Raw genomic sequence first — 26588 nt, 5'->3', positions numbered from 1 at the left:
GTCACAGCTTATTCAAATTAAATTGTAATTAATTAAGTTACTTCGCATTTTACATATTTCACAACGAAAAACCAATTATTTATTTTTTGGTTCGAGTTAGCGGATCCCATGCATATTAAAAGCGGTCAAATAACAGGAAACCAAAAAACCTGTTTCGATTTATCCATCGAAACAGGTGTACTGCTTAAATCTAGTATTATGATATTCTTGCTTCCTTTTGCAAAAGATAGCTTCCTACGTGTCTGGTCAAATCCAGAACACGTTTGGAGTAGCCCCATTCATTATCATACCAGGCAATTACCTTGATTTTATTGTCTCCCATTACAATAGTAGACAATCCATCGATGATCGCTGAATAGTCAGAAGTCGTATAATCAATGGAAACTAACGGTTCTTCGGAATAGTCGATAATTCCATTAAGCTCGTTTTCAGAAGCTTCTTTAAATGCCTTGTTTACATCTTCCACCGTTACGGAATCTTCTACATCAACAACCAAATCAACGAGTGATACATTTGGAGTAGGTACCCGTAAAGCCATCCCGTGAAGCTTTCCCTTCAAATGTGGCAAAACTTCACTTAAAGCCTTGGCTGCACCTGTCGTGGTGGGAATGATGGACTGTGTACAACCTCTTGCACGACGCAGGTCTTTATGTGGATTGTCAAGGTTCTTTTGGTCATTCGTAAACGAGTGAACAGTGGTCATTAAACCATTCACGATGGAAAATCGGTCATCCAGCACTTTTACAACAGGCGCAAGACAATTTGTTGTACAGGAAGCATTGGAAATCACATCATCCTCTTCAGCAATATAGGTCGTCTCATTCACTCCCATAACAATCGTCTTATCCACTTGCTTTCCTGGAGCTGTTATTATTACCTTTTTTGCCCCTGCTTCCAGGTGCAGACCAGCACTTTCCTTTGTTTTAAATTTACCTGTTGCTTCAATAACTACGTCAATATCCATTTCTTCCCATGGAAGTTTCTCCGGCTCTCTTGAATTGACGAGCAATACTTTTTTTTGATTCACCTCAAGGCCATCCTGAAGCGCTTTCACTTCTCCGTCAAAAACCCCGTGAACACTATCATACTTAATAAGATGGGCAAGCGTTTCGGGAGGGTAGCTCGCATTGATGGCTACTACTTCCAGCTGATTATCTTTAATTGCCTGACGAAACACCATTCGCCCTATTCTCCCAAATCCTGTTATGGCAACACGAGTTTTATTCATAAGAAACTTATTCCTCCCATATATGTTATACTTTTAATCAATTTTATATTAATTAGTATAACACATTCAATTGGAAAAGTGTTTCGCAAATACTATAAATTTATATAATTTTATTTCATAAATGCACTTTATGCTTTGCCCATTAGAAAACGAAGGCATTCGCCTAATACTCGGTCGAATGCCTTCGTTTTCTAATATAAGCAAAAATTTTACAGTTTCTTGCAAAATACCCCGAAAAATAAGGTTTTCATCTTCCCGGATTCTTTTTATTTATACAAGCTTCCACTTATTCAATAGCCTTTCCAACTGTGTGTATGTCTCCTGTTTGGTGCCGTTATTGTTGATGACTGCATCAGCAAGCTTCACTTTTTTTTTCAAGCTCATTTGTGAACGGATACGCTGCAAGGCTTCTTTCTCCGAATAGTGATTGCGTTCCATCAATCTTTTTAGCTGGACGGCTTCATCGACATATACAACAACCGTACGATCCACAAAATCGGTAAGCTTGCTCTCAAACAATAAGGGAATGTCCAGAACAACACATTGTGCTCCTCCCTCTAAATAAGCATCTCTTTGATAAAGCATTTTTTCCCGGACTGCTGGGTGTACTATACTGTTAAGAAGTTTTCTTTTAGCAGCATCATCGAATATTATTGCACCGAGAGCTGGTCTGTCTAATGTTCCGTCTTCTCTCAGGATTGTCTTTCCAAAGTTTTCCACCACTTGTTCGTAGGCATTCTCACCTGGTTCTACAACTTCCCTGGCAATCTTATCGGCATCCACTACAGGAATATCGAAATCATCAAACATAAGGGATACGGTACTCTTTCCGCTGGCTATACTTCCGGTTAAGCCTATACTTAAGGACATGCAACTCACCTCTTCAGCTTTTTTGACAGGTTGGACATACGTGTGTTCCCCGCCCACCGACTTTCATTTTCGCTATTTCCGTTCCACATTTTTTACATGCTTTTCTATCCTGACCATATACATATAACTCCTGCTGGAACATACCCATATCACCCTGACTGTTAACATAGGATCGTATCGTAGTCCCTCCAGCTTTTACAGCCTCCTCCAGGGTCGCTATTGCCTGCTCCTGAATTGCTTTGATTTCTTTCCTCGTCAATTTGCTCGCCTGTTTCAATGGATGAACACCGGCCTTAAACAATGTTTCATCAACATAAATATTGCCGAGACCTGTAACAATCGTTTGATCCAATAAAACAGCCTTAATAAATCGGTCAGTTTTCTTAAGTCTCTGATAGAAATAATCAAATGTAAATGTGTCATCGAAAGGATCCGGTCCAAGCTGATTCAATGGTTTATTTAACAGTTCATGACCCTTGGCATATAAATGCATCGTTCCAAACTTCCTGACATCGTTATAACGCAGTTCTTCACCATCGGAAAATGTAAAAATAACATGCGTGTGCTTTTTAACTGGTTCAATTGCCTTATGAACGCTATATTTCCCTTCCATTCGCAAGTGGGAAATAAGAACATAGTCATCGAGATGGAACAGCAAAAACTTCCCTCTTCTGGAAAGCTCCCGAATCGTTTGTCCCTTAATGAGAGTCCTGAAGTGTTCCACATCATCAGGTTCTTTAATAATGTTAGGCCAATGGACATCCACTTTTTCTATGGTTTTATCCAACACAAATCTTTTTAATGTATTTTTTATCGTCTCTACTTCTGGTAACTCAGGCATACTATATTCTCCTTATTTTGCATCGAACCAGCTGCCACCATATGCATAATCCACTTTCAATGGCACATTCAATTCTACTGTGTTCTCCATCATTTCCGGTACGATTTCTTTCAGTTTATCAATTTCTTCTTTTGGTGCTTCAAGAATAAGCTCATCATGGACTTGTAGAAGTATTCGTGCCTGAAGTTTTTCATCCTTCAGTTTCCAATACAGGTCGATCATGGCTTTTTTAATAATATCTGCCGCACTTCCTTGAATAGGAGTGTTCATTGCGGTCCGCTCTGCAAAACTTCTTACATTGAAATTCCGGCTCGTAATTTCAGGCAGATATCTTCTTCTGTTCATTAAAGTAGTAACAAATCCTTTGTGCTTTGCTTCTTGCACAATTTCTTCCATATATGTTTTCACACCCGGATAGCTTTCAAAATACCGCTCGATAAAACGTTTCGCCTCTTTTCTTGTAATCCCGAGGTTCTGTGATAGTCCGTAATCACTGATTCCATATACGATTCCAAAATTAACTGCTTTAGCCTGTCTTCTCATATTGGATGTAACTTCATCCCGTTCCACATGGAAAACATCCATTGCAGTCTGTGTATGAATATCCTGATCATTTTTAAAGGCAGCCAAAAGTTTTTCATCATTTGCTATATGTGCGAGTACCCGTAATTCAATTTGCGAGTAATCGGCAGCAAACATGATCCAGTCTTTTTCTGCCGGAATGAACGCCTGTCTGATTTTTCTCCCTTCCTCAAGACGGATGGGGATATTTTGCAGGTTCGGTTCGATAGAGCTCAATCTGCCGGTTTGTGTCAATGCTTGATTAAAACGTGTATGGATTTTGTTCGTATCCTGTCTGACAACCTTTAACAGTCCCTCGATGTACGTCGAGTGAAGTTTTCCCAGCTGACGGTATAAAAGCAGCTTCGGTATAATTTCATGTTCGTGCTGCAATTGTTCCAGAACATCTGCTGCAGTGGAATAGCCTGTCTTTGTTTTCTTAATGACCGGAAGCTTGAGTTTTTCAAATAAAATTGGTCCAAGCTGTTTCGGTGAGTTTAAATTAAATGATTCGCCAGCAAGATCATAGACTTCTTTTTCCAAAGTGTCCAATCTTTCCTTCAGATCCACACCCATTTCCTCCAGCCGGCTGATATCCACCTGTACTCCGAGATGCTCCATTTCACCAAGTATTAAAGCTAATGGCATTTCGAGCTCTTTGAGAAGTTCATACTGCTCATTTTCCTTTAACTGTCCTTCCATCTGATCTTTCAATGCGAATAATGATGCAGTCTTGCGAGCAATATGATCCGCCAGCTTCGCTTGTTCAGGAACTCTGATTTTTGCACCTTTTCCGTATACTTCTTCATCGAATAAGACGTCATTTTTTCCCATGCGCTTGCTTATTGCAGGTATGTCATGATTGTTCTCCGCCGGATTCAGCAGATAGGATGCAAGGAACATATCAAAGGTAATTCCTTTAATATGTATGTCATTTCTTAAAAGAGCGACCATTGTTTTTTTTGCATCAAAAACACTCTTCGTTTTATTTTCATCCTCTGCCCACTTTTTAAAGACATCAGAATAGAGAGCAATGTCGGCAGGAATAAAATAGGCTCCCTTTTCATTTACAATGCCAAATCCATCAATAACTGCCTGATGATAATTCTCACCGATCATTTCGACTACGAGCGCTTCATCACCTGTAAACATATTTTCGCTTATTTCCTCTGCAATGGTAAACGATAAATCCTTCATATTTTCGATCGCTGCAGGTTCCTCTGCATCCTCATCCGTTACCCTGCTAAGTAATGACTGAAAACCAAGATCTTTAAAAACAGCACTTACTTTTGATTGCTCATATCCGTCATAGGAAATATCATCTACAGATATCTCAATTGGCGAGTCACGCTCAATCGTTGCAAGCTCTTTACTCATAAATGCATCCGCTTTATGGTTTGTCAGATTTTCCTTTAATTTTTTGCCGCTGACTTCATCGAGATGATTATAGACTTCATCCAGAGTTTTATATTGCTTTAAAAGCTTTGTTGCAGTTTTCAACCCCACACCGGGAACACCTGGAATGTTATCGGAACTGTCACCCATAAGTGCTTTTAGGTCAATAATCTGGTCCGGAGTTATTTCCATTTTTTCGACCATATAGTCAGGGGTGTATTTCTCCATATCGCTGATTCCCTTTTTCGTGACATTTACGGTAACATGCTCAGATGCAAGCTGAAGCAAATCCTTATCTCCAGAAATCACCGTAACCTTCCAATCTTCCTTATCCCCTTGCCTGGAAAGCGTTCCGATAATATCATCCGCTTCATACTGATCGAGCTGATAATGCTTAATGCTAAACGCATCAAGCAGCTCTTTCAAAACTGGGAACTGTTCAGAAAGCTCTGGTGGAGTTTTCTGACGTCCTCCCTTATATTCTTTATAGGTGGAATGGCGGAATGTCGTTTTTCCCGCATCGAAAGCTACAAGTAAATGGGTAGGCTTCTCCTCTTCAAGAATCCGTAGTAGCATTGTTGTAAATCCATAAACTGCGTTTGTGTAGACGCCCTTATCATTATTTAACAGTGGCAAAGCGAAAAACGCGCGGTAGATGATACTATTGCCATCAATTAACACCAATTTTTTTGACATCGGTTATCCTCCTGTATAAATGATTCCTTAACTCATTTTAGCATTCTCTTTTAAGAAATGAAAAAATAATTGTATCATTTCCCGAAAACGCTATTCTTTTCCATTAAAAAACATCCTCTATGTGAAGGAGGATGTTTATTTTGGCAAATAGACGTGTACTGTAGTACCTTGATTGACTTCACTTTCAACTTCTATTTTTCCATCATGGACTTCAACGATATGTTTGACAATCGCTAAACCTAATCCAGTGCCACCCGTATTTCTGCTCCGGGCTTTGTCAACCCTGTAAAAACGTTCAAATATTCTCGGGAGAGCGTTTTGTTCAATTCCGATACCACTGTCGGCAACTTTTATATGTATATAGTCTTTTACATGTCCCAGATACAATTCAATACTTCCGTTTCCTGGAGTATAATGAATCGCGTTATCGAGCAGGTTGATGATCACCTGTTTAATTCGCTCCTTGTCCACCTTCATAATCATATCTTCATCCGCATCAACAGTGAATACTAATCCTTTCTTCTCTGCCTTATGCTTTAGGGCCGGGATGACTTCTTCGATTAATTCTTTTACCTTGACTTTATTTAATACAAGTCTGAAATCATCCTTTTCAAGTCTCGACAAGGACAATAGATCATCAATCAACAATTGAAGACGGTGGCTTTCATTATAAATGATGGTCAGAAATTCCTTCGTCGTCTCCTCATTATTCAGCCCACTATCCAGTAAGGTTTCTGAAAAACCTTTTATCGAAGTAATCGGAGTTTTTAGTTCATGGGAAACATTCGCCACGAAATCCTTTCTTGTTTTCTCCAGCTTCTTAAGTTCTGTTATATCATACAGAACTAAAACTGCCCCTTTAAGCATGTTCCGCTCATTGAAAATGGGGGCTCCAATTATTTCGAGGTGAATAGTGTTCACTCCTTGTCTAAGTGTAAATGACTCTTTAATATTACGTTCATAAAGAAATGTCTTTTGAACGGCCTCATGAAATTTTTCGACTTCCAATACATCGTAATACAGGTAACCTCTGTAGTCTTTCACATCTTTACCGAACATAGAAATGAATTTTCGATTGACTACATGGATATAGCCTTTCTCATCGATCAGTACAAGTCCGCTCTGCATATTATCAATGATTGTAGATAATTGTTCGGACTGCATCTGTTCCTGCATCGAAATCTCACTCATGTTTCTCGCTAGTGAATTGATTTTAAGGCTAAGCTCCCCAATCACTTCACTTGCAGAACTGTGAAATCTGGCACTGTAATTCCCCTTTGTAATTTCATTAATTGTACTGGCAGCCTTTTGGATTGGCTTCACATATTTGTTATACAAGACTGAAAGTAATACGATTAAAAGAATTGATTCGATTACTATCATGGCAATTAACAGAAGAAGGTTGGCATTAGTCTGCCATATGATCAAACCTGTCACTGTCAAACTCAGAACAATAGCAATTACATAGGGTAATAATGTTTTGGAAAATACGTCTTTCATCAAATTGGCTCCTCCAATTTATATCCAAGCCCTCTTACAGTTTTAATATAGACGGGTTTTTTTGAGTTCGGTTCTATCTTATCTCTAAGATGGCTTATATGAACATCAACTATTCTCGTGTCGCCCACAAAATCATAATCCCATACACTGCTGAGAAGCTGGTCTCTTGAAATGACCTTTCCTTTGTTTTTTGCAAGATGAAACAATAATTCAAATTCTTTTCTTGTAAAAGTAATGGTGTCTGAATTCATTTCTGCTTCATATCGTTCCGGATAGATCACCAGGTCTCCGATCCTCATCACATTGAAACTCTGTTCTGCTGACTTTTTACTTCTTCTTAATATAGCTTTAATCCTTGCAACGACTTCTTTTGGGCTGAATGGTTTTGTTAAATAATCATCTGCACCCATCTCGAGACCAAGGACTTTATCAAACTCTTCTCCCTTTGCAGTCAGCATTAAAATAGGTGTTTCGATTTTATTCATGCGTAAATGTCTGCAAACTTCAATCCCGTCCATTTCCGGAAGCATCAGATCCAGTACGATCAAATCATATTCATTTTTTTCACATTTATTGATCGCTTCCCGGCCATCATATGCAACCTCTGTTTGAAAACCAGCATTCTCAATATTGTAGTTCAATAGAGTTACAATTGGTTTTTCATCATCTACAATCAATATTTTCTGACTCATAATCAAGTACCCCCATCTTCAGCTGCAAATTTTTCTCTTATATCATCATCTTATCATTATTCTCAATAAACGTATAACGTATAAAGAAATGTAAACAAAATTTTACAAGAAGGTGCCTGTCACTCCCCGAATTTTGTCGAAAAATCTTTGGTAGTTTTCTGAGAAATATCGCGGTCTCAACGATTACTCATCCGAAAGAAAGAACTATCTCTAAAGTTTATGATTAATGCACCTATTAAATAACAATAAAACTTACGAAAAGAGCCAATCTTTTATGTGGTAGACCTTGACTAGTGAAGGGCTTGTCCGTCTTTCGGAAGCTTATCGGCATGTATAAAAATCTCCGGCTACCTGTATACGTAACCGGAGATTTCGATTTCTATGTCAATTGTTTAATACGGAAAGCACATTTTTAACTGAATCAGCCGATTTGTCCAATGCTGTTTTTTCATCATCCGTCAGGTCTAATTCGATAATCTCCTCAATACCTTTCCCTCCAAGGATTGTTGGAACTCCAAGGTAAATGTCATTGTAACCATACTCACCCTCGAGATATGCGATGGAAGGGATCACTCGCCGCTGGTCTTTTAGAATCGATTCTGCCATCACAGTGAGAGAAGCTGCAGGTGCATAGTAGGCACTGCCATTACCAAGCAGATTGACGATTTCGCCTCCGCCTGTACGTGTGCGCTGAACAATTTCTTCAAGCCGCTCTTTGGAAATCAATGTTTCCAACGGAATGCCACCAGCATATGAATACCGGATCAGTGGTACCATATCATCGCCATGTCCACCAAGCACAAATCCGGTAACATCTTTCACAGACAAGTTCAATTCCTCTGCGACAAATGTACGGAAACGAGCCGTATCCAAAACTCCTGACTGTCCGATAACCCGTTCTTTCGGCAATCCAGACTCCTTGAATACAGTATAAGTCATCGCATCTACGGGGTTTGTCAGCACGACAATCGTAGTCTCTGGTGAATATTTCACAACATCTTTCGCAACAGATTTCATGATCCCAGCATTTGTATTTACCAAATCATCGCGGCTCATACCTGGTTTTCTCGCTATACCAGCAGTGATAATAACCAAATCAGAATCCTTAGTATCCTCATAATTGGATGTACCGGTAATTTTGGCATCAAAGCCTTGAACTGGTGCTGCCTCTGCCATATCAAGTGCTTTTCCCTTTGTCGGATCTTCCATTTGTGGGATATCCACAAGCACTACATCCCCAAGTTCTTTTTGCGCAAGCATTAATGCTGTAGTGGCTCCGGTAAAACCAGACCCGATAACTGAAATCTTATTTCTTTTTAATCCCATATTAAAAATCTCCTTTTTATAATATTGCAGATTTTAAAACGTCTGAGAATAAGGTGAAACTACAGTCTCTCTGGTTTCCTTCACCCTGAACTGACTGCTGGTGCTGCAGGATATGAAAAGAAGAGCTTAAACTAATCGGAGTTTACAGGAAATTTAATTTCACACCTAAACTATTGTTGTATACTTCCATTTTAGGAGGAAAATCTTATTTGCCCGTTCTTACAGAATAAAAGGTTACGCGACGAACTGGCTCTTACACCATTCCGTCGCATTGTATTTTAATTATTTTGCCATATTTTTAATTAGTTCCTGTCCGAACTCAGAACACTTAACTTCTGTAGCGCCGTCCATCAGGCGTGCAAAATCGTATGTTACGACTTTTGATGCAATCGTTTTATCCATGGAAGCTGTAATCAGATCTGCAGCTTCTCTCCAGCCAAGATGTTCAAGCATCAATACAGCAGACAGAATTACAGATGATGGATTTACTTTATCCAGTCCTGCATATTTTGGAGCTGTACCATGAGTAGCTTCAAATATTGCATGCCCAGTATCATAATTGATGTTCGCTCCTGGAGCAATACCGATACCGCCAACTTGTGCAGCAAGTGCATCAGAAATATAATCTCCGTTCAGGTTCATTGTTGCAACAACATCAAATTCTTTTGGACGGGTCAGAATCTGTTGCAGGAAGATATCTGCAATTGCATCTTTAACAAGGATTTTTCCTGATGCCAGAGCTTCATCCTGTGCTTTATTGGCTGCATCTTTCCCATCTGATTCAACAAGACGGTCGTATTCTGCCCAGGTGAATACTTTATCGCCGTATTCTTCCTCAGCTACTTCATACCCCCATTGTTTGAATGCACCTTCTGTAAATTTCATGATGTTACCTTTATGTACTAAAGTAACACTTTTGCGTCCTTCCGTTAATGCGTATTCTATTGCGGAACGAACTAGACGTTTTGTCCCTTCTTCTGAAATCGGCTTGATCCCAAGACCAGATGTTTCCGGGAAACGAACTTTGTTTACGCCCATTTCACTTTTTAGGAAGTCCATGACTTTTTTCACTTCATCGGACCCTTTTTGCCATTCGATACCTGCATAGATATCTTCTGTATTTTCCCGGAAAATAACCATATCGACATCTTCCGGACGTTTAACAGGTGATGGTACACCTTCGAAATAACGTACTGGACGCAGGCAAGTGAACAAATCAAGTTCCTGACGCAATGCAACGTTTAGAGAACGGATTCCCCCACCAATTGGTGTCGTCAGAGGCCCTTTAATTGCAATTTTATATTCGTTAATCTTATCCAAAGTATCTTGCGGAAGCCATTCTCCAGTTTTATCGAATGCTTTCTGACCAGCGTAAACTTCCATCCAGTCGATTTTTTTCTCACCATTATAAGCTTTCTCTACAGACGCTTCAATAACCTCTCTGGCTGATGCCCAAATGTCTGGACCAGTTCCATCCCCTTCGATAAAAGGAATAATTGGATTGTTTGGTACCTTCATGTTTCCATTTTCTACGATAATTTTTTCTCCCTGTGCCATTAAGTAATACCCTCCTAAATTTATTCAAAGAGAATAGCTGAATGTCCAGCTATCTCCGTTTCCCACTAATAATTAGCCACGTTGAGTCAGCTGTACATAATCCTGTAGCTCTGGACCAGTATATTCAGCACGCGGACGGATCAGACGATTGTTGTCATATTGCTCCAGAATATGTGCGAGCCATCCAGATGTACGGCTTACAGCGAAAATCGGTGTGAACAGATCATGGTCAATTCCCAGGCTGTGATAAACAGATGCACTGTAAAAATCCACATTCGCCGGAAGTCCCTTATTCTCTTTCACGTATTCTTCGATTTTAACAGACATATTGTACCATTTTTCCTGTCCGGTAAGTTTAGTCAGCTCTTTGGACATTTTCTTAAGATGCTTCGCACGCGGATCACCATTTTTATACACGCGATGTCCCATGCCCATAATTTTTTCTTTGTTATTAAGTTTTTCTTCGATGTACGGAATGGCATTTTCTTCATCGCCAATTTCGGTAAGCATCTTCATAACATTTTCATTTGCCCCGCCATGCAGTGGTCCTTTTAAAGCTCCAATCGCTGCAGTAATTCCAGAATAAATGTCTGATAGAGTCGCAACACAAACTCTTGCAGTAAAAGTGGAAGCGTTTAATTCATGGTCAGCATGAAGTACCAAGGCTTTATTAATCGCCTCGATTTCAATTGCTTCAGCTTTTTTTCCATTGAGCATATATAAGAAATTTTCGGCATATCCCAGATCTTTTTTTGGTTTTACGGGATCCTGGCCATTACGGATTCTTGAAAAGGCCGCTACAATCGTGGCAATTTTTGCCTGGATTCGGATTGCTTTCTGTTTATTCGCTTCAGGTTCCATCACATCTGCATCCGTATCATATAAACCAAGCAATGAAACCGCGGTACGCAACGCTGCCATCGGATGGACCGTTGATAGATCGTACGAACGTAAATGGTCGATGATTGCGTCGGGGATTTCCATGTTATCTGCAAGTGCATTTTTCATCTCTTCCAAGTCTGCCGCCGTTGGAAGTTTTAGGTTCCAAAGTAAATATATTACCTCTTCAAAACTTGAGTTTTCAGCCAAATCATCAATTTTATAACCCACATAGGATAGCTGATCATCAATGATGGAACTGATTGTTGATTGAGTTGCAACAATACCTTCTAACCCCTTGGTCGATGTTGTCATGTTAACCCTCTCCTTTTTCATAAATTAATTGTGGCGTGATTTTCCTCCACAATTTTATGTGACAATAATCTTCATAACACGCGATTCTGTTGTTGTTCCTATTTTCACACAGCAGAAGTCATGCTACGCTTCCACTTAAATATTTATAAACTTTTAAGCAATCTATTATTGTCTACCCCAGTTACATTATAAAGTAAATTTGCTAGAAAGTGAATTGAAACCGTTTATATTTCTAATATTTACTTAAATAATAAGATTTTCATTGTTTGCTGTCGTTAAATAACAATGCAATGCAGCTGAACATATCGGAAGTCTATTTTTTCAGTATTTAACATATGTAAAATAGTACAGGCATGTGTCCAAGCCTGGATTTCAGGTGATATTGGGGGAGCTTTACGATGTACAAACCGGTAGTATGGCAAACTTTACGGCTTTTATTAGTAATCGTTGGTTTTATAGCAGTGGGCATGTTTTTTATTTATATATTCCGTTTTATTTATCCGCTTATTTTTGCCGCAATTATTTCGATACTTATTCATCCGGTAGTAAGTTTTCTTGAAAACAAAGCAAGATTGCCAAGGTTTATTTCCATATTTGTCACGATAATCGGGTTGCTTGTATTTTGCTTCGGACTGTTGTTGCTGATCATTACCGAGGTATATCAGGGCTCTCTGTTTTTGGCAGAACAAATACCGAAACATTTTCACTCCTTTGTTTTTATACTGGAAAACCTTTTCAGCAATCATTTATTACCTGTGTATCAGAAGGTTATGTCTTTTTTTCATACCTTGGATCCAAACCAGCAAAGTACGATCAATGAATATATTCGCTCATTATCCGACTTTGTTGCATCCTCAGGTGCGGACATCCTGCAAAACAGCCTGGCAAAAATACCTGATTTGCTTGCAGTAGTACCAGGATCGATAACAACGATCATTTTCATTTTACTTGCCGCATTTATGATAACGAATGATTATGAAAACCTGAAGCAACTAACCGAAAAAATGATGCCTTTTCGTGCAGGCAAAACGATCCAGGAGCTTTTTAATCATTTCAAACTTGCAGTCAGTGGATATTTCCGCGCACAGCTGACACTGATGTTTATTTCCGTATGCATCATACTGGCCGGCCTCCTGGTCCTCCAGGTTGATCATGCACTGACAATTGTTCTGTTTGCAGCTGCATTGGACTTAATCCCTTTTATAGGAACAGGAATTATATTCATCCCTTGGATTCTGTACTTATATGCCGTATCAGATTATCATTTGACAATAGGACTTTGCATTCTGTATATGATTGTCATTATTTCCAGACAAATTCTGGAACCGAAAATACTTTCTTCTAAAATCGGGATTCATCCATTGGCTGTTTTGGTTGGGATGTTCATCGGAATCCAAATATGGGGGGTTGCAGGAGTGTTGATTGCTCCACTGTTGATCGTTTTAGGCAATGCGCTTCAACAGTCAGGCATCCTGCAAATAATATGGAAGTTTGTAAAGGGTTGAATACCGGATTACCATTTCCGATAAATGATAGTTCCATTTCCCATCATTTTATTCATCGTTTTACGGATCAAACCTTTCAATGGTGTTCTTGTAAAGGGAAGTACTAGTATAAAACCTACTGTATCTGTAATAAAACCAGGTGAGAATAGAAACACCGCTCCAATGAAAATACAGATACCATCCAAGATTTCTTCGGTTGGCGGATATCCTTTGCTCATTTGCAATTGAGCCCTTTGCCACGTGTCCATTCCTTGTTTTTTGGCGAGTGTTACACCAATAATACCAGTGAGTATAATGAGAAATACGATCCACCACGGTCCTGTCATTGTGCCGATCCAAATGAAAACACCAATCTCAGAAGCAGGGATTACAAGTAAAGCCAACAAAAGCCAGCGCATAACATCATCTTCCTTTCCTCCTCTTGATTTTATCATGCCAAGAAAAAAAATGAAAAAATAGAAACCGGCAAAACACCGATTTCTATTTTTATTCATTTTCTGTTACTTATAGTACACTTGCATGGCCTGCATAGATGTCACCTTTAGCACCATCTACGGTAATATCCTGACCATCTTCCAATAATTCAAAGACATTATTGACACCCACAATCACCGGAATTCCCAGGCTTAAACCGACAACAGCCGCATGGGATGTCAATCCGCCTTCTTCGGTTATAATCGCTGCAGCTTTTTCTATGGCAGGCATCATTTCCCGCTCCGTTCCATAAGTTACCAGAATATCGCCTTCTTCTATTTTCGTTAACGCTTCTTCATTACTTTTCGCAAAGGAAACTCGTCCATATGCACTTCGTCTACCAATTCCTTGACCTTTGGCGATCACGTCACCAATTACATGGACCTTCAGTAAATTGGTCGTGCCGCTTTCACCTACAGGAACCCCTCCTGTTATAATTACTCTGCCTCCACGATTGCAAAGACCAGTTGTTAAGCCTTTATCGATTGCTATATCCAGCATTTCATCCGTTGATCCTGCTTTATTGCCCATCACGGCATGTACACCCCATACGAGCGAAAGCTGACGGTTTACATGATGTGCAAACGTAACCGCCAGAATCGTTGCTTTCGGTCTGTACTTGGAAATCATCCTTGCCGTGTGACCACTTTCCGTCGGTGTAATGATTGTTTCCACATTCAAGTTCATTGCTGTATGTGTTACGGATTGGCTGATTGCTTCTGTGATTGTCATGTCAACATTTTTGGAGCGTTCATCCAGAATTGATTTATGCTCAAGGGCAGACTCTGCTTTCAATGCAATGTTGCTCATCGTCTGAACGGATTCTACAGGATAAATACCAGCAGCAGTTTCACCTGACAGCATGATTGCATCTGTCCCATCGAAAATCGCATTTGCTACATCAGAAGCTTCTGCTCTTGTCGGACGTGGATTTCTCTGCATGGAATCAAGCATTTGGGTAGCTGTAATTACAGGCTTGCCAGCATTGTTGCACTGTTTGATAAGGTCCTTCTGAACTAAAGGTACATCCTCCGCAGGAATCTCCACCCCGAGATCGCCACGGGCTACCATTAATCCATCACTAACCTCAAGAATGCTCTTAATGTTGTCGACGCCTTCCTGGTTTTCTATTTTAGGGATGATCTGAATGTGTGATGCATCGTTTTTTTCAAGTACTTCTTTAATTTCCAAAATATCAGATGCACGCCGTACAAAAGATGCAGCAATAAAGTCTACACCCTGTTCGATACCAAATTCAATATCGGCTGTATCCTTTTCGGTTATACCCGGAAGGTTTACCGACACATTTGGTACGTTAACACCTTTTTTATTTTTGATGACACCTGAGTTTAGTGCAACCGTATGAATTTCTCCATTTTCTTTATCGACTTTGGATACTTCCAGTTCAATCAGACCGTCATCAAGCAAAATCTTAGAACCTTCAAACACATCATTAATGAGACCTTCATACGTTACAGAAAACTTTTCTGCAGTCCCTTCCACCTCATTCATGGATACAATTACATTATTTCCTTGCACAAGCTCTGCATTTCCTTCTTTAAAGTTACCTGTTCTGATTTCCGGGCCTTTCGTATCCAAAAGAATTGCAACTGTTTTATTTTTATTTTTTGCTGCTTCCCGAATGTTTTTGATACGGGCACCATGCTCATCGAAATCACCATGTGAAAAATTCAGTCTGGCAACGTTCATTCCTGCATCAATTAATTTTTCGAGCGTTTCCACCGTCTCTGATGCGGGTCCAATTGTACATACGATTTTTGTGTTTCTCATGTATTGTATTCCTCCTTGATCCTCATAACTTTAATTGGTGATAATTCCATTCCTAAAATGGTCTGCTTATTCTTTCCCCTAAGTACCAAACATTTAAATAGATAATTCTTTTGATAGATTATACATGTCTAAATTGAAAGAATGATTCTTTGCAAACACTTCGTCAAACGCAAAATCCACGAGTTTATTGTTTTGAATTCCCACCATTCTGCCACCTTGCTCATTTATAAGCAGTTCAACAGCTTTTGCACCTAATCGGCTTGCAAGCACTCTGTCTGATGCTGTTGGTGTCCCGCCACGTTGAATATAACCAAGAACAGTAACGCGAGTCTCAAGCTTGGTTGCTTTTTCTATCCGCTCACCAAAGTCAAAACCGCTTCCGACACCCTCAGCCAGGACGATGATACTGTGTTTCTTACCGCGCTCGTGCCCGCGATTCAAACGATCGACAATCTCTGAAAAATCTTCTTTTTTCTCAGGAATCAAAATACTTTCTGCTCCACCGGCAAGACCTGCCCATAACGCAAGATCGCCCGCGTCTCTTCCCATAACTTCAATGATGTATGTCCGTTCATGTGATGTTGCAGTATCGCGTACTTTGTCCACCGCTTCGATAATCGTGTTCAGTGACGTGTCAAAACCTATGGTAAAGTCAGTTCCCGGAATATCGTTATCGATTGTTCCTGGGACACCGATACATGGGAAACCTTTTTCCGTTAACTTCTGTGCTCCGCGAAAACTGCCATCTCCACCAATGACAATCAATCCATCAATTCCCAATTTCTTCATTTGCTCAATTGCTCTTTGCTGGCCTTCATCTGTTTTGAACTCTTCGCTACGGGCAGAAAATAAAATGGTTCCGCCACGTTGAATAATATCTCCTACAGAACCAAGGTTCATCTTTTCTATATTCCCCTCCATGAGACCCTGATAACCATTTTTAACTCCAAAAACTTCCAAATCATGAAAAATAGCTTTTCTGACTACGGCACGGATTGCTGCATTCATGCCTGGTGAATCTCCTCCACTAGTTAGGACACCGATTTTCTTCATGTTAACACCTCTAGTCACAAAATTAAATTCGTTTATTACTGTTCTATACTCTTCAAAGATAAATAAAAACAGAGCAAATAGCAATCAATATCCCATAAATAAAGAGAAATTTTATAATTACTCCTATAAAAAAAAGACTGATACTATAAATTATCAGCCTCTATTACTACAGTCTTTAAATTAAATCATAGTCACCAATCTGTTTATATTTTTCCCATCTATGCTCAAGTAATTCCTCATTTGATAATTTACTTAAGGATTCAAGTGAAGTTTTTAGTACTTCCTCCATGTACAACGATTGCTGGTCGAGGTCACGATGTGCTCCACCTTTTGGTTCGGGGATAATCTGATCAATAACATTCAGTTTCTTTAAATCATAAGATGTTATTTTCATTGTCTCTGCCGCCCGCTGTGCCTGACCTGAATCTTTCCACAATAAAGCAGCAGCACCTTCCGGGGAGATAACCGAATAAGTGGAGTTTTCAAGCATATGAATATGGTCACCCACACCGAGTGCCAAAGCACCACCACTGCCACCTTCGCCAATAACAATACAGACGATAGGCACAGTGAGCCCTGCCATTTCCATCAGGTTTCTCGCTATAGCTTCACTTTGCCCTCTTTCTTCGGCTGCCTTTCCTGGATAAGCTCCTTTTGTATCTATAAAGCAAATGATAGGCCGATTAAATTTCTCTGCCTGTTTCATATGACGTAATGCCTTTCGATAGCCTTCCGGATGTGGCATCCCAAAATTCCTGCGAATATTTTCTTTTGTATCTTTTCCACGCTGATGGCCGATTACGGTTACAGGTTCTCCTTTGAAATATGCGATTCCTGCAACGATTGCTTCATCATCACCAAAGTGTCTGTCCCCATGGAACTCAATAAAGTCGGTGAAAAGTTTACCGATATAGTCCAAGCTGGTAGGACGCATCGGGTGCCTGGCCATCTGAACCCTGTTCCAAGGCTTCAAATTACCGTAGATTTCATCCTCAAGAACGGAAAGACGGCTTTCAAGTGTTTCAATTTCTGCAGTCAAATCGATGTCACTATTTTCAGTGAAACTTTTCAGTTCAGCTATTTTTTCTTTTAGGTTTACAATCGGTTTCTCAAATTCAAGTACATGGTTCATTTTTTATCGCCACCATTCTGATGCATCTCAAGAAGCTTGAAAAGAGTTGTTTTCATGTCATGCCGGTGAATTACTTTATCCAATTGTCCATGCTTTAATTGAAACTCAGCAGTCTGGAAATCATCAGGCAGCTTCTCGCGAATTGTCTGCTCAATGATTCTTCGGCCTGCAAAGCCAATCAAGGCTCCAGGCTCGGCAAAGTTATAGTCACCGATCGATGCAAAGCTCGCTGAAACACCACCTGTAGTTGGGTGGGTCATCACAGAAATCATCAATCCGCCCTTGTCACTGAAACGTTTAATGGCGATGGAAGTTTTAGCCATTTGCATAAGGCTGAGAACGCCTTCCTGCATTCTTGCACCCCCAGATGCAGTAAAAATGATGAAAGGAAGTGATTCTTCTTTCGCATTTTCAATCGCCCGTGCAATTTTTTCACCCATTGCAGAGCCCATACTTCCCATTCTGAATGTGGAATCCATTACGGCGAAAGCAGTAGAAATACCGTCAATCATCCCCTTTCCGGTCACTACCCCCTCATTCAATTCTGTTTTTTCACGGTCTTTGGCAATTTTTGCTTCATATTCAGGAAAACCAAGTGGATTTCCTGAGGTTATTCCCTTATCCCACTCCTGAAAAGAACCCTCATCAAATAAACAGTCTATTCGTTCCCAGGCAGTCATAGAGTGATGATGACCACAGTTTGGGCAAACATATAACGACTTCTTCATTTCCTTGCGGTAATATATCTTATTACAACCATTGCACTTTTGCATTAGTCCTTCAGGAACATCCATCTTTGACTGTTCACTCGGTATGGATGCATATTTCCTTCGCTTGCTGAAAAGATCTTTTAGCAAGGTTACTCCCCCTTTAATGCCTACCTTGACATCTCAGCTTGTACACTTTTAAATCGTTTTACTCATCATAACGATATCTTCCTAAAAAGAGTGTCAAAAACAGTCGAGGGAAAATAATTTCTCTCAACTGTTATTATATAGGTCAATGTATAAATAGTTTTTCGATGGAATCATAATCACGCTCAGAATATAAACCAGCCAGTTTTGAATAAAAGGCATCTTCGTATAATTCTGTGCTCACAGCATAAGAAGATTTTTCCATTAAAATCCAGTTTTTAGTCAATAATTAATTTACGGTTTTAGCAAAAATATAATTAAAATAAGCTCGGATGATTTTTGTGCCGCTCATTGGCAATCAATGATCTTGTTTAATTCGGTCAGATCATTTTCTTCTAACCGCTGAATGCAAGTTTTGCAGCTTCTTTTTTCAATGATTTTTTTCGTTATTCATTTCGATAACCGCTGTAATCCCTTGATTACTTCCTGATATACTTTTTGCTTGGATGCGATGTACACAGCAAGACTTCACTCCTGTGAAACGAGTACTACTTATTTTTTTTGGTAAGTCTTCTCGTTTTTTCTGCAATTTCCTCAGGGTCAACCTTCAATCTTGCGACACCAGATTTCATTGCAGCCTCAGCAACTCGAGAAGCAACCAATGGCGCTACACGAGTATCAAAAGGACTTGGAATGACATAATCGTCATGAAGCTCGCTCTCATCGATCAGATAAGCAATCGCTTCTGCAGCAGCAATCTTCATTTCCTCATTGATTCTTGTAGCCCTAACATCCAATGCACCTCTGAAAATCCCTGGAAATGCAAGTACATTATTCACCTGATTGGCAAAATCGGATCTGCCTGTGCCGATCACTCTAGCACCAGCTTCTTTTGCCTCTTCCGGAAGAATTTCAGGATCTGGATTTGCCATGGCAAAAATAATCGGATCTTTATTCATGCTTACTACCATTTCTTTTGTCAGCGCTCCACCAACGGATACACCAATAAATACGTCTGCATCTGCTAACACATCTGCAAGCGAACCATCCATCTTATCCGCATTCGTGAACTTTGCTACATTGTCTTTCACAAGATTCATTCCATATGGTCGACCTTCATAGATTGCCCCTTTTGAATCGCACATAATCATTTCCCGAACACCCAAACTATGTAACAGCCGTATAATAGCAATTCCTGCCGCTCCTGCTCCATTTGCCACTACTTTTATTTCGGAAAACTTTTTGCCGACAAGCTTCAAAGCATTGATCAAGCCTGCAACCGTTACGATTGCCGTACCATGCTGGTCATCATGAAAAATTGGTATATTTGTTTCGCTTTTTAAACGGTCTTCAATGATAAAACAGTTTGGTGCAGCGATATCCTCCAAATTAATGCCGCCAAAATTCGGCTCCAGTAATTTGACTGTCTGCACAATTTGCTCCACATCATGGGTGGCAAGACAAATGGGAAATGCGTCTACTCCGGCAAATCCTTTAAATAGTACAGCTTTACCTTCCATTACCGGCAATGCAGCTTCCGGACCGATATTGCCCAGTCCAAGGACCGCTGAACCGTCACTGACAACTGCTACCATATTACCCTTCATTGTATAATCATATACTGCATCCGTATGATCGTATATTTCCTTACATGGCTCAGCCACGCCAGGAGAATATGCCAGGCTTAGATCTTCTGCGTCATTGACCGGCACCTTTGTATTGATTTCTAATTTACCTTGGTTCACTTTATGCATATGCAATGCTTCATCTCTTAAGCTTGCCATTGTTTATTCTCTCCTTTTAGTGGAAATGGTCTATTATTCCTGTATATGGATAATATAATTTGCATAATTTCTAAAAGGTGCTCATTCATGGAAGTAATAAACAAATATTGCTGTATCGTCAGAGTAATAGATTTTACGCCATTAGTGGTCAGACCAATTATAACTCCTATATTATACCAGAAGTTTTTTGTCTGTAAAGTAATGTCTAAATTGGGGAATATCAGGTAAACCTTTTAAAGTTTCAATTCTGCTGGCTGTGCTTTTTCAAGACTACATTTTCCCTGCCAAAATAATGATTCAGTTCCTTTAAGCTTCCCGCTTCCGTGCTTACGAAATAGTCATCAGCAAGCTGATAGGATTGTTTCTTTTCATTATCGTAAATGATGACAGGAGTCACGCCAGGATATTGCTCTGCGACCTCTTTGATCATTTTCAGCGCATCAGCACCTGTATCGGCCGTCACTTTGATAAACAGCCGTTTTTCGGGCCGATCATCAAGTTCTTCTTCATTAAATGGTCTTATACGGTCGATAACCCATTGAAGCTTATTGTTCCTCGCCTCCACTTTGCCTGTGACAGTGATCATTGCCTCTTCTTCAAGAAAGCGGCCTGTCTCCCTGAACAGGTCGGGAAAGACAACGGCATCCATTTCTCTATTTTCATCTCCAAGAGTTAAAAATGCCATTCGATCCCCCCGCTTTGTGCGGATTATCTTAATCGATTGGATTATTGCTGTCGCTGTCAAATTTCGTTTCCCTGCCAATTTTTCAGCATTCTTCAATGAGATATGTCCATTAGCCTGCAGGCGTTTCCTGTATTCCTTTAATGGATGGCTGGAAATATACATACCAAGCAGCTCTTTTTCATCCGCTAATTTGCGCACTTGGCTGAAATCTTCCATTTCAACGTAACCAGCCTCCAATTCAATTTTGTTTTGGAATAAACTTGACTGACCTGAAAATTCATTGAAAAGCTCCCCTTGCTCCATAGCCTGGTCTATAGATGCAAGCAGGCTGGCCCGATTTGCATAGGTTTCATCAAACGTCCCGGCAATAATCAGATTTTCGAGAGTTGTACGGTTGACCAATTTTGGAGAAACGCGCAGACAGAAGTCAAATAAGTTTTTAAAAGGACCTTCCTTTCTTGCACGGACAATCTCAGCAATGGCCTGGTTGCCAACTCCCTTAATGGAAGATAGGCCCATACGAATAGACGATCCTTCAACCGAGTATTTACCATAGCTCCGATTAATGTTTGGTGGCAGGATATCGATTTTCAAGATTTTTAATTCCTGGATATAGGCATTCAATTTATCCTGCTGATTTCTGGATGTACTTAACAATTCGGCGAAAAAGCTTGCAGGGTAATTGGCCTTTAAGTAAGCGAGCTGATAGGAAATCTTACTGTATGCCACCGCATGGCTTCGCGGAAAACCATAATTGGAAAATTTGACAATCCAGCCGAAAATCTGTTCTGCCACCTGTCTGTCATATCCATTTTTGAAACACCCATCTATAAATGCTTCTCTTTGTTCATCCATCACATCCTGCTTCTTTTTACTGACTGCCCGACGCAGGATATCAGCCTCGCCAAGTGTAAACCCGGCAATCTTATTGGCTATTTGCATAATCTGTTCCTGATAGACCAAAACACCGAATGTGGGTTCCAGTATCGGCCTTAAATCAGGATGTGGATAGGAAACTTGTTCCTTAAAATGTTTACGTGCAATATAGACAGGAATGAAATCCATCGGACCTGGTCGGAATAGTGCATTTACAGCTACGATATCCTCAAAGGAAGTCGGCTTGAGTCTTGTCAATACCTGTTTCATACCCTGTGACTCAAGCTGGAATACGCCGTTTGTCTGGCCGCTTCGCAATAATTCATATGTTTTACTGTCATCATCCGGTATGGTCTCAAGTGCTATTTGTTTGTCCCCTTTGTATTTGATGGACTGGATTACTTTTTCAAGCAGAGTAAGGTTCCGAAGCCCGAGAAAATCCATTTTCAATAATCCTATCGCTTCCAGGTCATTCATCGGAAACTGGGTCAGGTATGTATCTGCCGCCCCCACGGTTAATGGCACATGTTCGGTTAAAGGCTGTTCACTGATTACAACTCCTGCAGCATGTGTGGAGATATGTCTTGGCAAGCCTTCAAGCTTAACAGCCACAGCAAATAATGCCTTGAGCGTTGGCGAACTCTTCACATAACTCTTCAGTTCCTCGGATTCCTTGATAATCTCAGCAATACTGTTTTTAGACTGTGATGGGATTGCTTTTAAGATAAAATTCGCATCCTGCTGATCAATATTCATTGTCTTAATTAACTCTCTCAACAAGGACCTTGCTGCAAACGTGCCAAACGTTATAATCTGGGCGACATGATCTTTACCGTACTTGTTTCTGACATATTCAATCACTTCGTCACGCCTTGCATCTGAGAAGTCGACGTCAATATCCGGCATTGTCTGTCTTTCCGGGTTTAAGAACCGTTCAAAGAGAAGGTTATATTCCATCGGATCAACATCTGTTATATCAAGTACATAAGCAACGATTGACCCCGCGGATGAACCCCGTCCAGGACCGACCAGAATCTGATTGTTTTTCGCATAGCCAATAAAATCCGCTACAATCAGAAAATAATCACTAAAGTTCATCGATTGAATGACATGCAGCTCGTAGGTTAATCTTTCTCTTATCTCATCTGTAACAACACTGTATTTCTTCGCTACATTGCTCCAGCATCTTTCAGCCAAATAATCCTCCGCGCTCATCTCTTCAGGAACAGGAAAAGAGGGGATCAGACGCTGCTCAAAATCGAATGAAACATTGCATTTGGATTCAATGGCTTTAGTTTCGTGGATCAGTTCCGGCCATGTTTGGAAGGCCTCCATCATTTCCTCTTCTGAGCGCAGATATCTATTTTTCAGTTTTTCGTCCGTTACTTTCATGTTCCATTGGTTGCCCTTTTTTATGGACTGCAGGCAATCATAGGCGATATCATCTTTTCTGTTCAGATAAATGACATCATTGATTGCTGTAACAGGAATACCGGTTTTCCCATGAAATTCCCTTATAAGCTCAATATGTTCCATGTCCTGCTCCAAGCCGCGGTTTTGTAAACCAAGATAGAAATCACCATCAGAAAACATCGACTGCCACTTTTTAAAATACGACATCAATTTTTCGTCGGATTCTTCCCTGAAATAACCAGCAGATTTCCCCTCATTTGTTGGAAAAATACAAATTAGCTGGTCACTGTATCCTTGTAACTGTTCTCTTTCTATACCTTTTTTTCCGTGCTGCTGAATCGCTGTACTGATCTTGATTAACTGTTTGTAACCACGATTGCTTTTCGCCAAGAGGACGCAAGGAATGCCCTCTTCTTCCTCCTGATCACGAACATATACAGTCATTCCAATAATCGGTTTGATATGATAGTTTTTGCACGCGCGATAAAAGGGAATAACACCATACAATACTTCTGTATCCGTCAGGGCAAGAGCAGTAAATTTAAGTTCATGCGCCCGTTCCACCAGTTTGGGTATGGTTATGGTACTGTCCATTAGACTAAACCCGCTTTTTACTTGTAAATGTGTGTATGCCATACGATCCCGCCTTTTTCTTTCTATAACTATTATAACAACCAATCCAGAACATGCATACGGTTATATATACTTTTACAAGCATAACATGTCCGAGCTTCTCATAGAATGTTAGAAGCATGCCTTAGAAGGAGTGCATATGAAATGGAAGAACGTTTTTTCGCTGTCTTTATTCACTGTTTTTTTATAGCTCTTGGCGTAATTATCGGTGGTTCTTTTATTGGAAGCATTGGAGATTTTGCAACAGGGGACGCCCCCCTTACTTCGATGGGCCGGATAGCTGACAGACTGCGGATTTGGGGGATTGTAGCTGCAATTGGGGGCACATTCGATGCCATTGCCAATTTTGAAAAAGGGTTGCTCGATGGGTCGCCAATAGATCTTTTTAAACAAGCTCTGCTCATCCTGTCTGCCATGGGCGGCGTAAAAGTAGGTATCATCATCATACAATGGTTTGTCCAGAAGGAGATTTCCTGATGCATGTTCCTCCATACCATAAACAGCCGACATGGCAGCGGTTCTTTGCCGGAGCATTTTTTGGTGCGTTCGTATCCTATTTTATCCTCATTTATATGTATGGGACCATGTATGAGAATCTTTTGGCAGAAAACATGGAAATGACCTCACAAATAAATGATTTAAAAGACCAGAATGAAGCATTATTGCAAGATAAGGAAGATTTAAGCGAAAAATCAAGAGAGCCTCTAACAGTAAGCACAATTATCATTCGAATAGCTGAAGCTGAAGGAGAATCACTTAAAATGGACAGGTTGATTGAGCTGCAGCTGGAGGAAATGATTAAGGAGGAAATTAACCATCTTGTTGGTCAGGAAATCGCCATCATCTCAAAAAGTGACCGGTTGCTTCTCTCGGCGATAGAGAATAGAGGATTTACGATTGAAGATGTTACCTATTATTTTGAGGTCAAAAAGCTGACCATTAGCCAGGAACTCGAAGTGGATGTTATTCCGAAGCTAGCCAATTAACATGAACATTTCATGACATTGGCATGAGTTATCTGGATTTTTCGCATAGAATATTATAAAATTAGGATGATAATAATTATATCAGCACATAAATCACTTCATTGAAGGGAGTCGATTATCATGTTGCCCATCAATCTAAGAAGAATGCGTAACGAAAAGATTGTTCAGTTAAAAAAAGGCAATAATGCCTACGCAGAAACAGAAGAACTTATTCGCCTCATGAAACGTTCGATAGAAAAAGAGAGACTGCATGTTGAGCTTCTTGAAACGGATGCTGGATGCTGGTTCATCCCGATGCCAGAGACTAAATCCAGTTAATGAAGAAGTGATGATTTCGCTTTCTGAAATCATCACTTCTTTTGCTTTTTTACGTAACAAGAATCTAATACGATTGGCACGCATCGTCAAGTTCACTTATCATTTTTTCCGCTTCTTCCCACGAATATACGGTTGCTCCGGAAGCCAACGGGTGTCCTCCCCCATTGTAATTGGCAGCAATTTCATTGATCACTGGTCCTTTAGAACGTAGACGGACACGAATCTGTTCATCTTCCTCGATGAAAAACACCCAGGCTTTAATGCCCTTTACGTCACTGACTACATTGACAAGCTGACTGGATTCATCAGGAGTCACGTCAAACTTTTTCAAAATTTCTTCCGACAGTTTGATCGTGCAGAGTCCTGAAGGAAGCAGCTTAAACTTCTGTAAAATATAGCCGCTCATTCTCGAAATCTTGTCTTCCATACTGTAGAGTTGTCTATAAAATTCCGGTCGGTCAAAATTATACGTTACGAGTTCTGCTGCATATTGAAACGTCTTTTTCGTTGTATTCGGAAACATGAATCTTCCAGTATCCCCAACAATTCCCGCATATAAAAGAAAGGCTGCCTGATCGTTCATTTTAAGCCCATCATCTTTTCCTTTTTCATAGAGTTCATAAATCATTTCACTTACGGAGCTTGCATCTGTATCAACCCACCATATGTCTCCATATTCATCAACATTCGGATGGTGATCAATCTTTATTAATTTATTCCCCATATCATAGCGTTCGTCATCGATCCGGGCTGCATTTGCAGTATCACATACGATAACAAGTGCATCGGTATAGATCGAACTTGCAACTTCATCCATTTTGGCAAGAAATGCTAAAGAGGGTTCCTCTTTACCAACTGCATAAACCTTTTTATCGGGAAAAGAATGCTTAATAATTTCCTTCAACCCCGTCTGGGAACCGACAGCATCCGGATCAGGTCTTACATGCCGATGAATAATGATGGTGTCGAATGCTTTTATCGTTTCAATGATTTGTTTAATTTGCATGACTTTGCCCCTATTCTGTTAATAATTAACTCAACTTTCGCACCAAGAAAATTAGCTTAAACAGTTAACTGGGTTAAACTTGGAATGTCTCTAATAATCCCCTTGCGAACCTGATGAAAATAAGGCTATCTACAAGATGGTTTGCTTTTTTATTATTGGATAGTAGATATAAAATGCGACGTAACTTCTATTTGTGTTAGAACTTTGGCACGAATAAT

General features: G+C 40.0%; 21 protein-coding genes. 4 read left to right on the top strand and 17 right to left on the bottom strand.

Annotation, left to right across the window (positions count from 1 at the left end; translation table 11 throughout):
* Window positions 1–196 precede the first annotated feature (196 nt).
* The 9 genes from A4245_RS18165 to citZ form a co-directional block, all read right to left on the bottom strand.
* The gene (locus A4245_RS18165) at window positions 197–1228 is read right to left on the bottom strand and encodes a glyceraldehyde-3-phosphate dehydrogenase (RefSeq protein ID WP_067730541.1); all 1032 of its coding nucleotides are present in this window, start codon (window positions 1226–1228) and stop codon (window positions 197–199) included.
* Window positions 1229–1498: 270 nt separating this feature from the next.
* Window positions 1499–2098 (bottom strand): dephospho-CoA kinase, encoded by a 600-nt coding sequence (coaE, locus tag A4245_RS18160; protein ID WP_067730540.1) that lies wholly within the window; start codon window positions 2096–2098, stop codon window positions 1499–1501.
* A gap of 13 nt (window positions 2099–2111) precedes the next feature.
* Window positions 2112–2939, bottom strand: a complete 828-nt coding sequence (gene mutM / locus A4245_RS18155) for a DNA-formamidopyrimidine glycosylase (protein WP_067730539.1) — start codon at window positions 2937–2939, stop codon at window positions 2112–2114.
* A 12-nt stretch (window positions 2940–2951) separates the two neighbouring features.
* Window positions 2952–5591 carry a DNA polymerase I gene (polA, locus tag A4245_RS18150; RefSeq protein ID WP_067730537.1) on the bottom strand — a complete coding sequence of 880 codons (2640 nt, stop codon included), beginning with the start codon at window positions 5589–5591 and terminating at the stop codon, window positions 2952–2954.
* A 135-nt stretch (window positions 5592–5726) separates the two neighbouring features.
* Complete coding sequence (gene pnpS / locus A4245_RS18145; RefSeq protein ID WP_067730535.1) at window positions 5727–7091, bottom strand: two-component system histidine kinase PnpS; 1365 nt, start codon at window positions 7089–7091, stop codon at window positions 5727–5729.
* On the bottom strand, window positions 7091–7783 hold the full coding sequence (locus A4245_RS18140; RefSeq protein ID WP_067730533.1) for a response regulator transcription factor: 693 nt from the start codon (window positions 7781–7783) through the stop codon (window positions 7091–7093). The genes pnpS and A4245_RS18140 overlap by 1 nt, the downstream gene beginning before the upstream one ends.
* Before the next feature lie 384 nt (window positions 7784–8167).
* Window positions 8168–9109, bottom strand: coding sequence for a malate dehydrogenase (mdh, locus tag A4245_RS18135; protein ID WP_067730531.1), 942 nt, complete (start codon window positions 9107–9109; stop codon window positions 8168–8170).
* Window positions 9110–9391: 282 nt separating this feature from the next.
* Window positions 9392–10666 carry an NADP-dependent isocitrate dehydrogenase gene (gene icd / locus A4245_RS18130; RefSeq protein WP_067730529.1) on the bottom strand — a complete coding sequence of 425 codons (1275 nt, stop codon included), beginning with the start codon at window positions 10664–10666 and terminating at the stop codon, window positions 9392–9394.
* 72 nt (window positions 10667–10738) lie between these two features.
* A complete protein-coding gene (gene citZ, locus A4245_RS18125) occupies window positions 10739–11860 on the bottom strand; it encodes a citrate synthase (protein ID WP_067730526.1) in 1122 nt (373 codons plus the stop codon).
* Window positions 11861–12258: 398 nt separating this feature from the next.
* Between citZ and ytvI the strand changes: the two genes are divergently transcribed.
* The gene (gene ytvI / locus A4245_RS18120) at window positions 12259–13365 is read left to right on the top strand and encodes a sporulation integral membrane protein YtvI (RefSeq protein WP_067730524.1); all 1107 of its coding nucleotides are present in this window, start codon (window positions 12259–12261) and stop codon (window positions 13363–13365) included.
* 8 nt (window positions 13366–13373) lie between these two features.
* Here the strand turns inward: ytvI and A4245_RS18115 are convergent, their stop codons facing one another.
* From A4245_RS18115 to dnaE, 7 genes are all read right to left on the bottom strand, one after another.
* Window positions 13374–13763: an FxsA family protein gene (locus tag A4245_RS18115; protein WP_067730522.1), complete on the bottom strand. Its 390-nt coding sequence runs from the start codon at window positions 13761–13763 to the stop codon at window positions 13374–13376.
* A 106-nt stretch (window positions 13764–13869) separates the two neighbouring features.
* Window positions 13870–15630, bottom strand: a complete 1761-nt coding sequence (gene pyk, locus A4245_RS18110; RefSeq protein ID WP_067730520.1) for a pyruvate kinase — start codon at window positions 15628–15630, stop codon at window positions 13870–13872.
* A 93-nt stretch (window positions 15631–15723) separates the two neighbouring features.
* A complete protein-coding gene (pfkA, locus tag A4245_RS18105; RefSeq protein WP_067730518.1) occupies window positions 15724–16683 on the bottom strand; it encodes a 6-phosphofructokinase in 960 nt (319 codons plus the stop codon).
* A 175-nt stretch (window positions 16684–16858) separates the two neighbouring features.
* A complete protein-coding gene (accA, locus tag A4245_RS18100; protein WP_067730516.1) occupies window positions 16859–17815 on the bottom strand; it encodes an acetyl-CoA carboxylase carboxyl transferase subunit alpha in 957 nt (318 codons plus the stop codon).
* Window positions 17812–18672, bottom strand: a complete 861-nt coding sequence (gene accD, locus A4245_RS18095; RefSeq protein WP_067730514.1) for an acetyl-CoA carboxylase, carboxyltransferase subunit beta — start codon at window positions 18670–18672, stop codon at window positions 17812–17814. Before accD ends, accA begins: the two co-directional genes overlap by 4 nt.
* Window positions 18673–19217: 545 nt before the next feature.
* Complete coding sequence (locus A4245_RS18090; protein ID WP_067730511.1) at window positions 19218–20453, bottom strand: NADP-dependent malic enzyme; 1236 nt, start codon at window positions 20451–20453, stop codon at window positions 19218–19220.
* Between the two features lie 241 nt (window positions 20454–20694).
* On the bottom strand, window positions 20695–24063 hold the full coding sequence (gene dnaE, locus A4245_RS18085; RefSeq protein ID WP_067730509.1) for a DNA polymerase III subunit alpha: 3369 nt from the start codon (window positions 24061–24063) through the stop codon (window positions 20695–20697).
* Window positions 24064–24204: 141 nt separating this feature from the next.
* Between dnaE and A4245_RS18080 the strand changes: the two genes are divergently transcribed.
* The 3 genes from A4245_RS18080 (at window position 24205) to A4245_RS18070 (ending at window position 25364) form a co-directional block, all read left to right on the top strand.
* Window positions 24205–24537 (top strand): sporulation membrane protein YtrH, encoded by a 333-nt coding sequence (locus tag A4245_RS18080; protein ID WP_067730507.1) that lies wholly within the window; start codon window positions 24205–24207, stop codon window positions 24535–24537.
* Window positions 24537–25046, top strand: coding sequence for a sporulation membrane protein YtrI (gene ytrI, locus A4245_RS18075; RefSeq protein ID WP_067730505.1), 510 nt, complete (start codon window positions 24537–24539; stop codon window positions 25044–25046). The genes A4245_RS18080 and ytrI overlap by 1 nt, the downstream gene beginning before the upstream one ends.
* 120 nt (window positions 25047–25166) lie before the next feature.
* Window positions 25167–25364, top strand: coding sequence for a YtzJ family protein (locus A4245_RS18070; RefSeq protein WP_067730503.1), 198 nt, complete (start codon window positions 25167–25169; stop codon window positions 25362–25364).
* Window positions 25365–25428: 64 nt separating this feature from the next.
* Here the strand turns inward: A4245_RS18070 and A4245_RS18065 are convergent, their stop codons facing one another.
* Window positions 25429–26370: a DHH family phosphoesterase gene (locus tag A4245_RS18065; RefSeq protein ID WP_199860711.1), complete on the bottom strand. Its 942-nt coding sequence runs from the start codon at window positions 26368–26370 to the stop codon at window positions 25429–25431.
* Window positions 26371–26588 lie beyond the last annotated feature (218 nt).

This window comes from Oceanobacillus damuensis (genome assembly GCF_001618145.1).
In the GTDB taxonomy this organism is placed as follows: Bacteria; Bacillota; Bacilli; order Bacillales; family Amphibacillaceae; genus Oceanobacillus; species Oceanobacillus damuensis.
The sequence above is the reverse complement of the archived record's forward strand: the minus strand, read 5'-3'. Positions and strand labels throughout refer to the sequence as shown.

Bases quoted from the DNA above. Each gene is read 5' to 3' on its own strand.
- A4245_RS18165 (WP_067730541.1), bottom strand. From the start codon at position 1,228: ATGAATAAAACTCGTGTTGCCATAACAGGATTTGGGAGAATAGGGCGA.
- coaE (WP_067730540.1), bottom strand. From the start codon at position 2,098: ATGTCCTTAAGTATAGGCTTAACCGGAAGTATAGCCAGCGGAAAGAGT.
- mutM (WP_067730539.1), bottom strand. From the start codon at position 2,939: ATGCCTGAGTTACCAGAAGTAGAGACGATAAAAAATACATTAAAAAGA.
- polA (WP_067730537.1), bottom strand. From the start codon at position 5,591: ATGTCAAAAAAATTGGTGTTAATTGATGGCAATAGTATCATCTACCGC.
- pnpS (WP_067730535.1), bottom strand. From the start codon at position 7,091: ATGAAAGACGTATTTTCCAAAACATTATTACCCTATGTAATTGCTATT.
- A4245_RS18140 (WP_067730533.1), bottom strand. From the start codon at position 7,783: ATGAGTCAGAAAATATTGATTGTAGATGATGAAAAACCAATTGTAACT.
- mdh (WP_067730531.1), bottom strand. From the start codon at position 9,109: ATGGGATTAAAAAGAAATAAGATTTCAGTTATCGGGTCTGGTTTTACC.
- icd (WP_067730529.1), bottom strand. From the start codon at position 10,666: ATGGCACAGGGAGAAAAAATTATCGTAGAAAATGGAAACATGAAGGTA.
- citZ (WP_067730526.1), bottom strand. From the start codon at position 11,860: ATGACAACATCGACCAAGGGGTTAGAAGGTATTGTTGCAACTCAATCA.
- ytvI (WP_067730524.1), top strand. From the start codon at position 12,259: ATGTACAAACCGGTAGTATGGCAAACTTTACGGCTTTTATTAGTAATC.
- A4245_RS18115 (WP_067730522.1), bottom strand. From the start codon at position 13,763: ATGCGCTGGCTTTTGTTGGCTTTACTTGTAATCCCTGCTTCTGAGATT.
- pyk (WP_067730520.1), bottom strand. From the start codon at position 15,630: ATGAGAAACACAAAAATCGTATGTACAATTGGACCCGCATCAGAGACG.
- pfkA (WP_067730518.1), bottom strand. From the start codon at position 16,683: ATGAAGAAAATCGGTGTCCTAACTAGTGGAGGAGATTCACCAGGCATG.
- accA (WP_067730516.1), bottom strand. From the start codon at position 17,815: ATGAACCATGTACTTGAATTTGAGAAACCGATTGTAAACCTAAAAGAA.
- A4245_RS18090 (WP_067730511.1), bottom strand. From the start codon at position 20,453: ATGGCAAGCTTAAGAGATGAAGCATTGCATATGCATAAAGTGAACCAA.
- dnaE (WP_067730509.1), bottom strand. From the start codon at position 24,063: ATGGCATACACACATTTACAAGTAAAAAGCGGGTTTAGTCTAATGGAC.
- A4245_RS18080 (WP_067730507.1), top strand. From the start codon at position 24,205: ATGGAAGAACGTTTTTTCGCTGTCTTTATTCACTGTTTTTTTATAGCT.
- ytrI (WP_067730505.1), top strand. From the start codon at position 24,537: ATGCATGTTCCTCCATACCATAAACAGCCGACATGGCAGCGGTTCTTT.
- A4245_RS18070 (WP_067730503.1), top strand. From the start codon at position 25,167: ATGTTGCCCATCAATCTAAGAAGAATGCGTAACGAAAAGATTGTTCAG.
- A4245_RS18065 (WP_199860711.1), bottom strand. From the start codon at position 26,370: ATGCAAATTAAACAAATCATTGAAACGATAAAAGCATTCGACACCATC.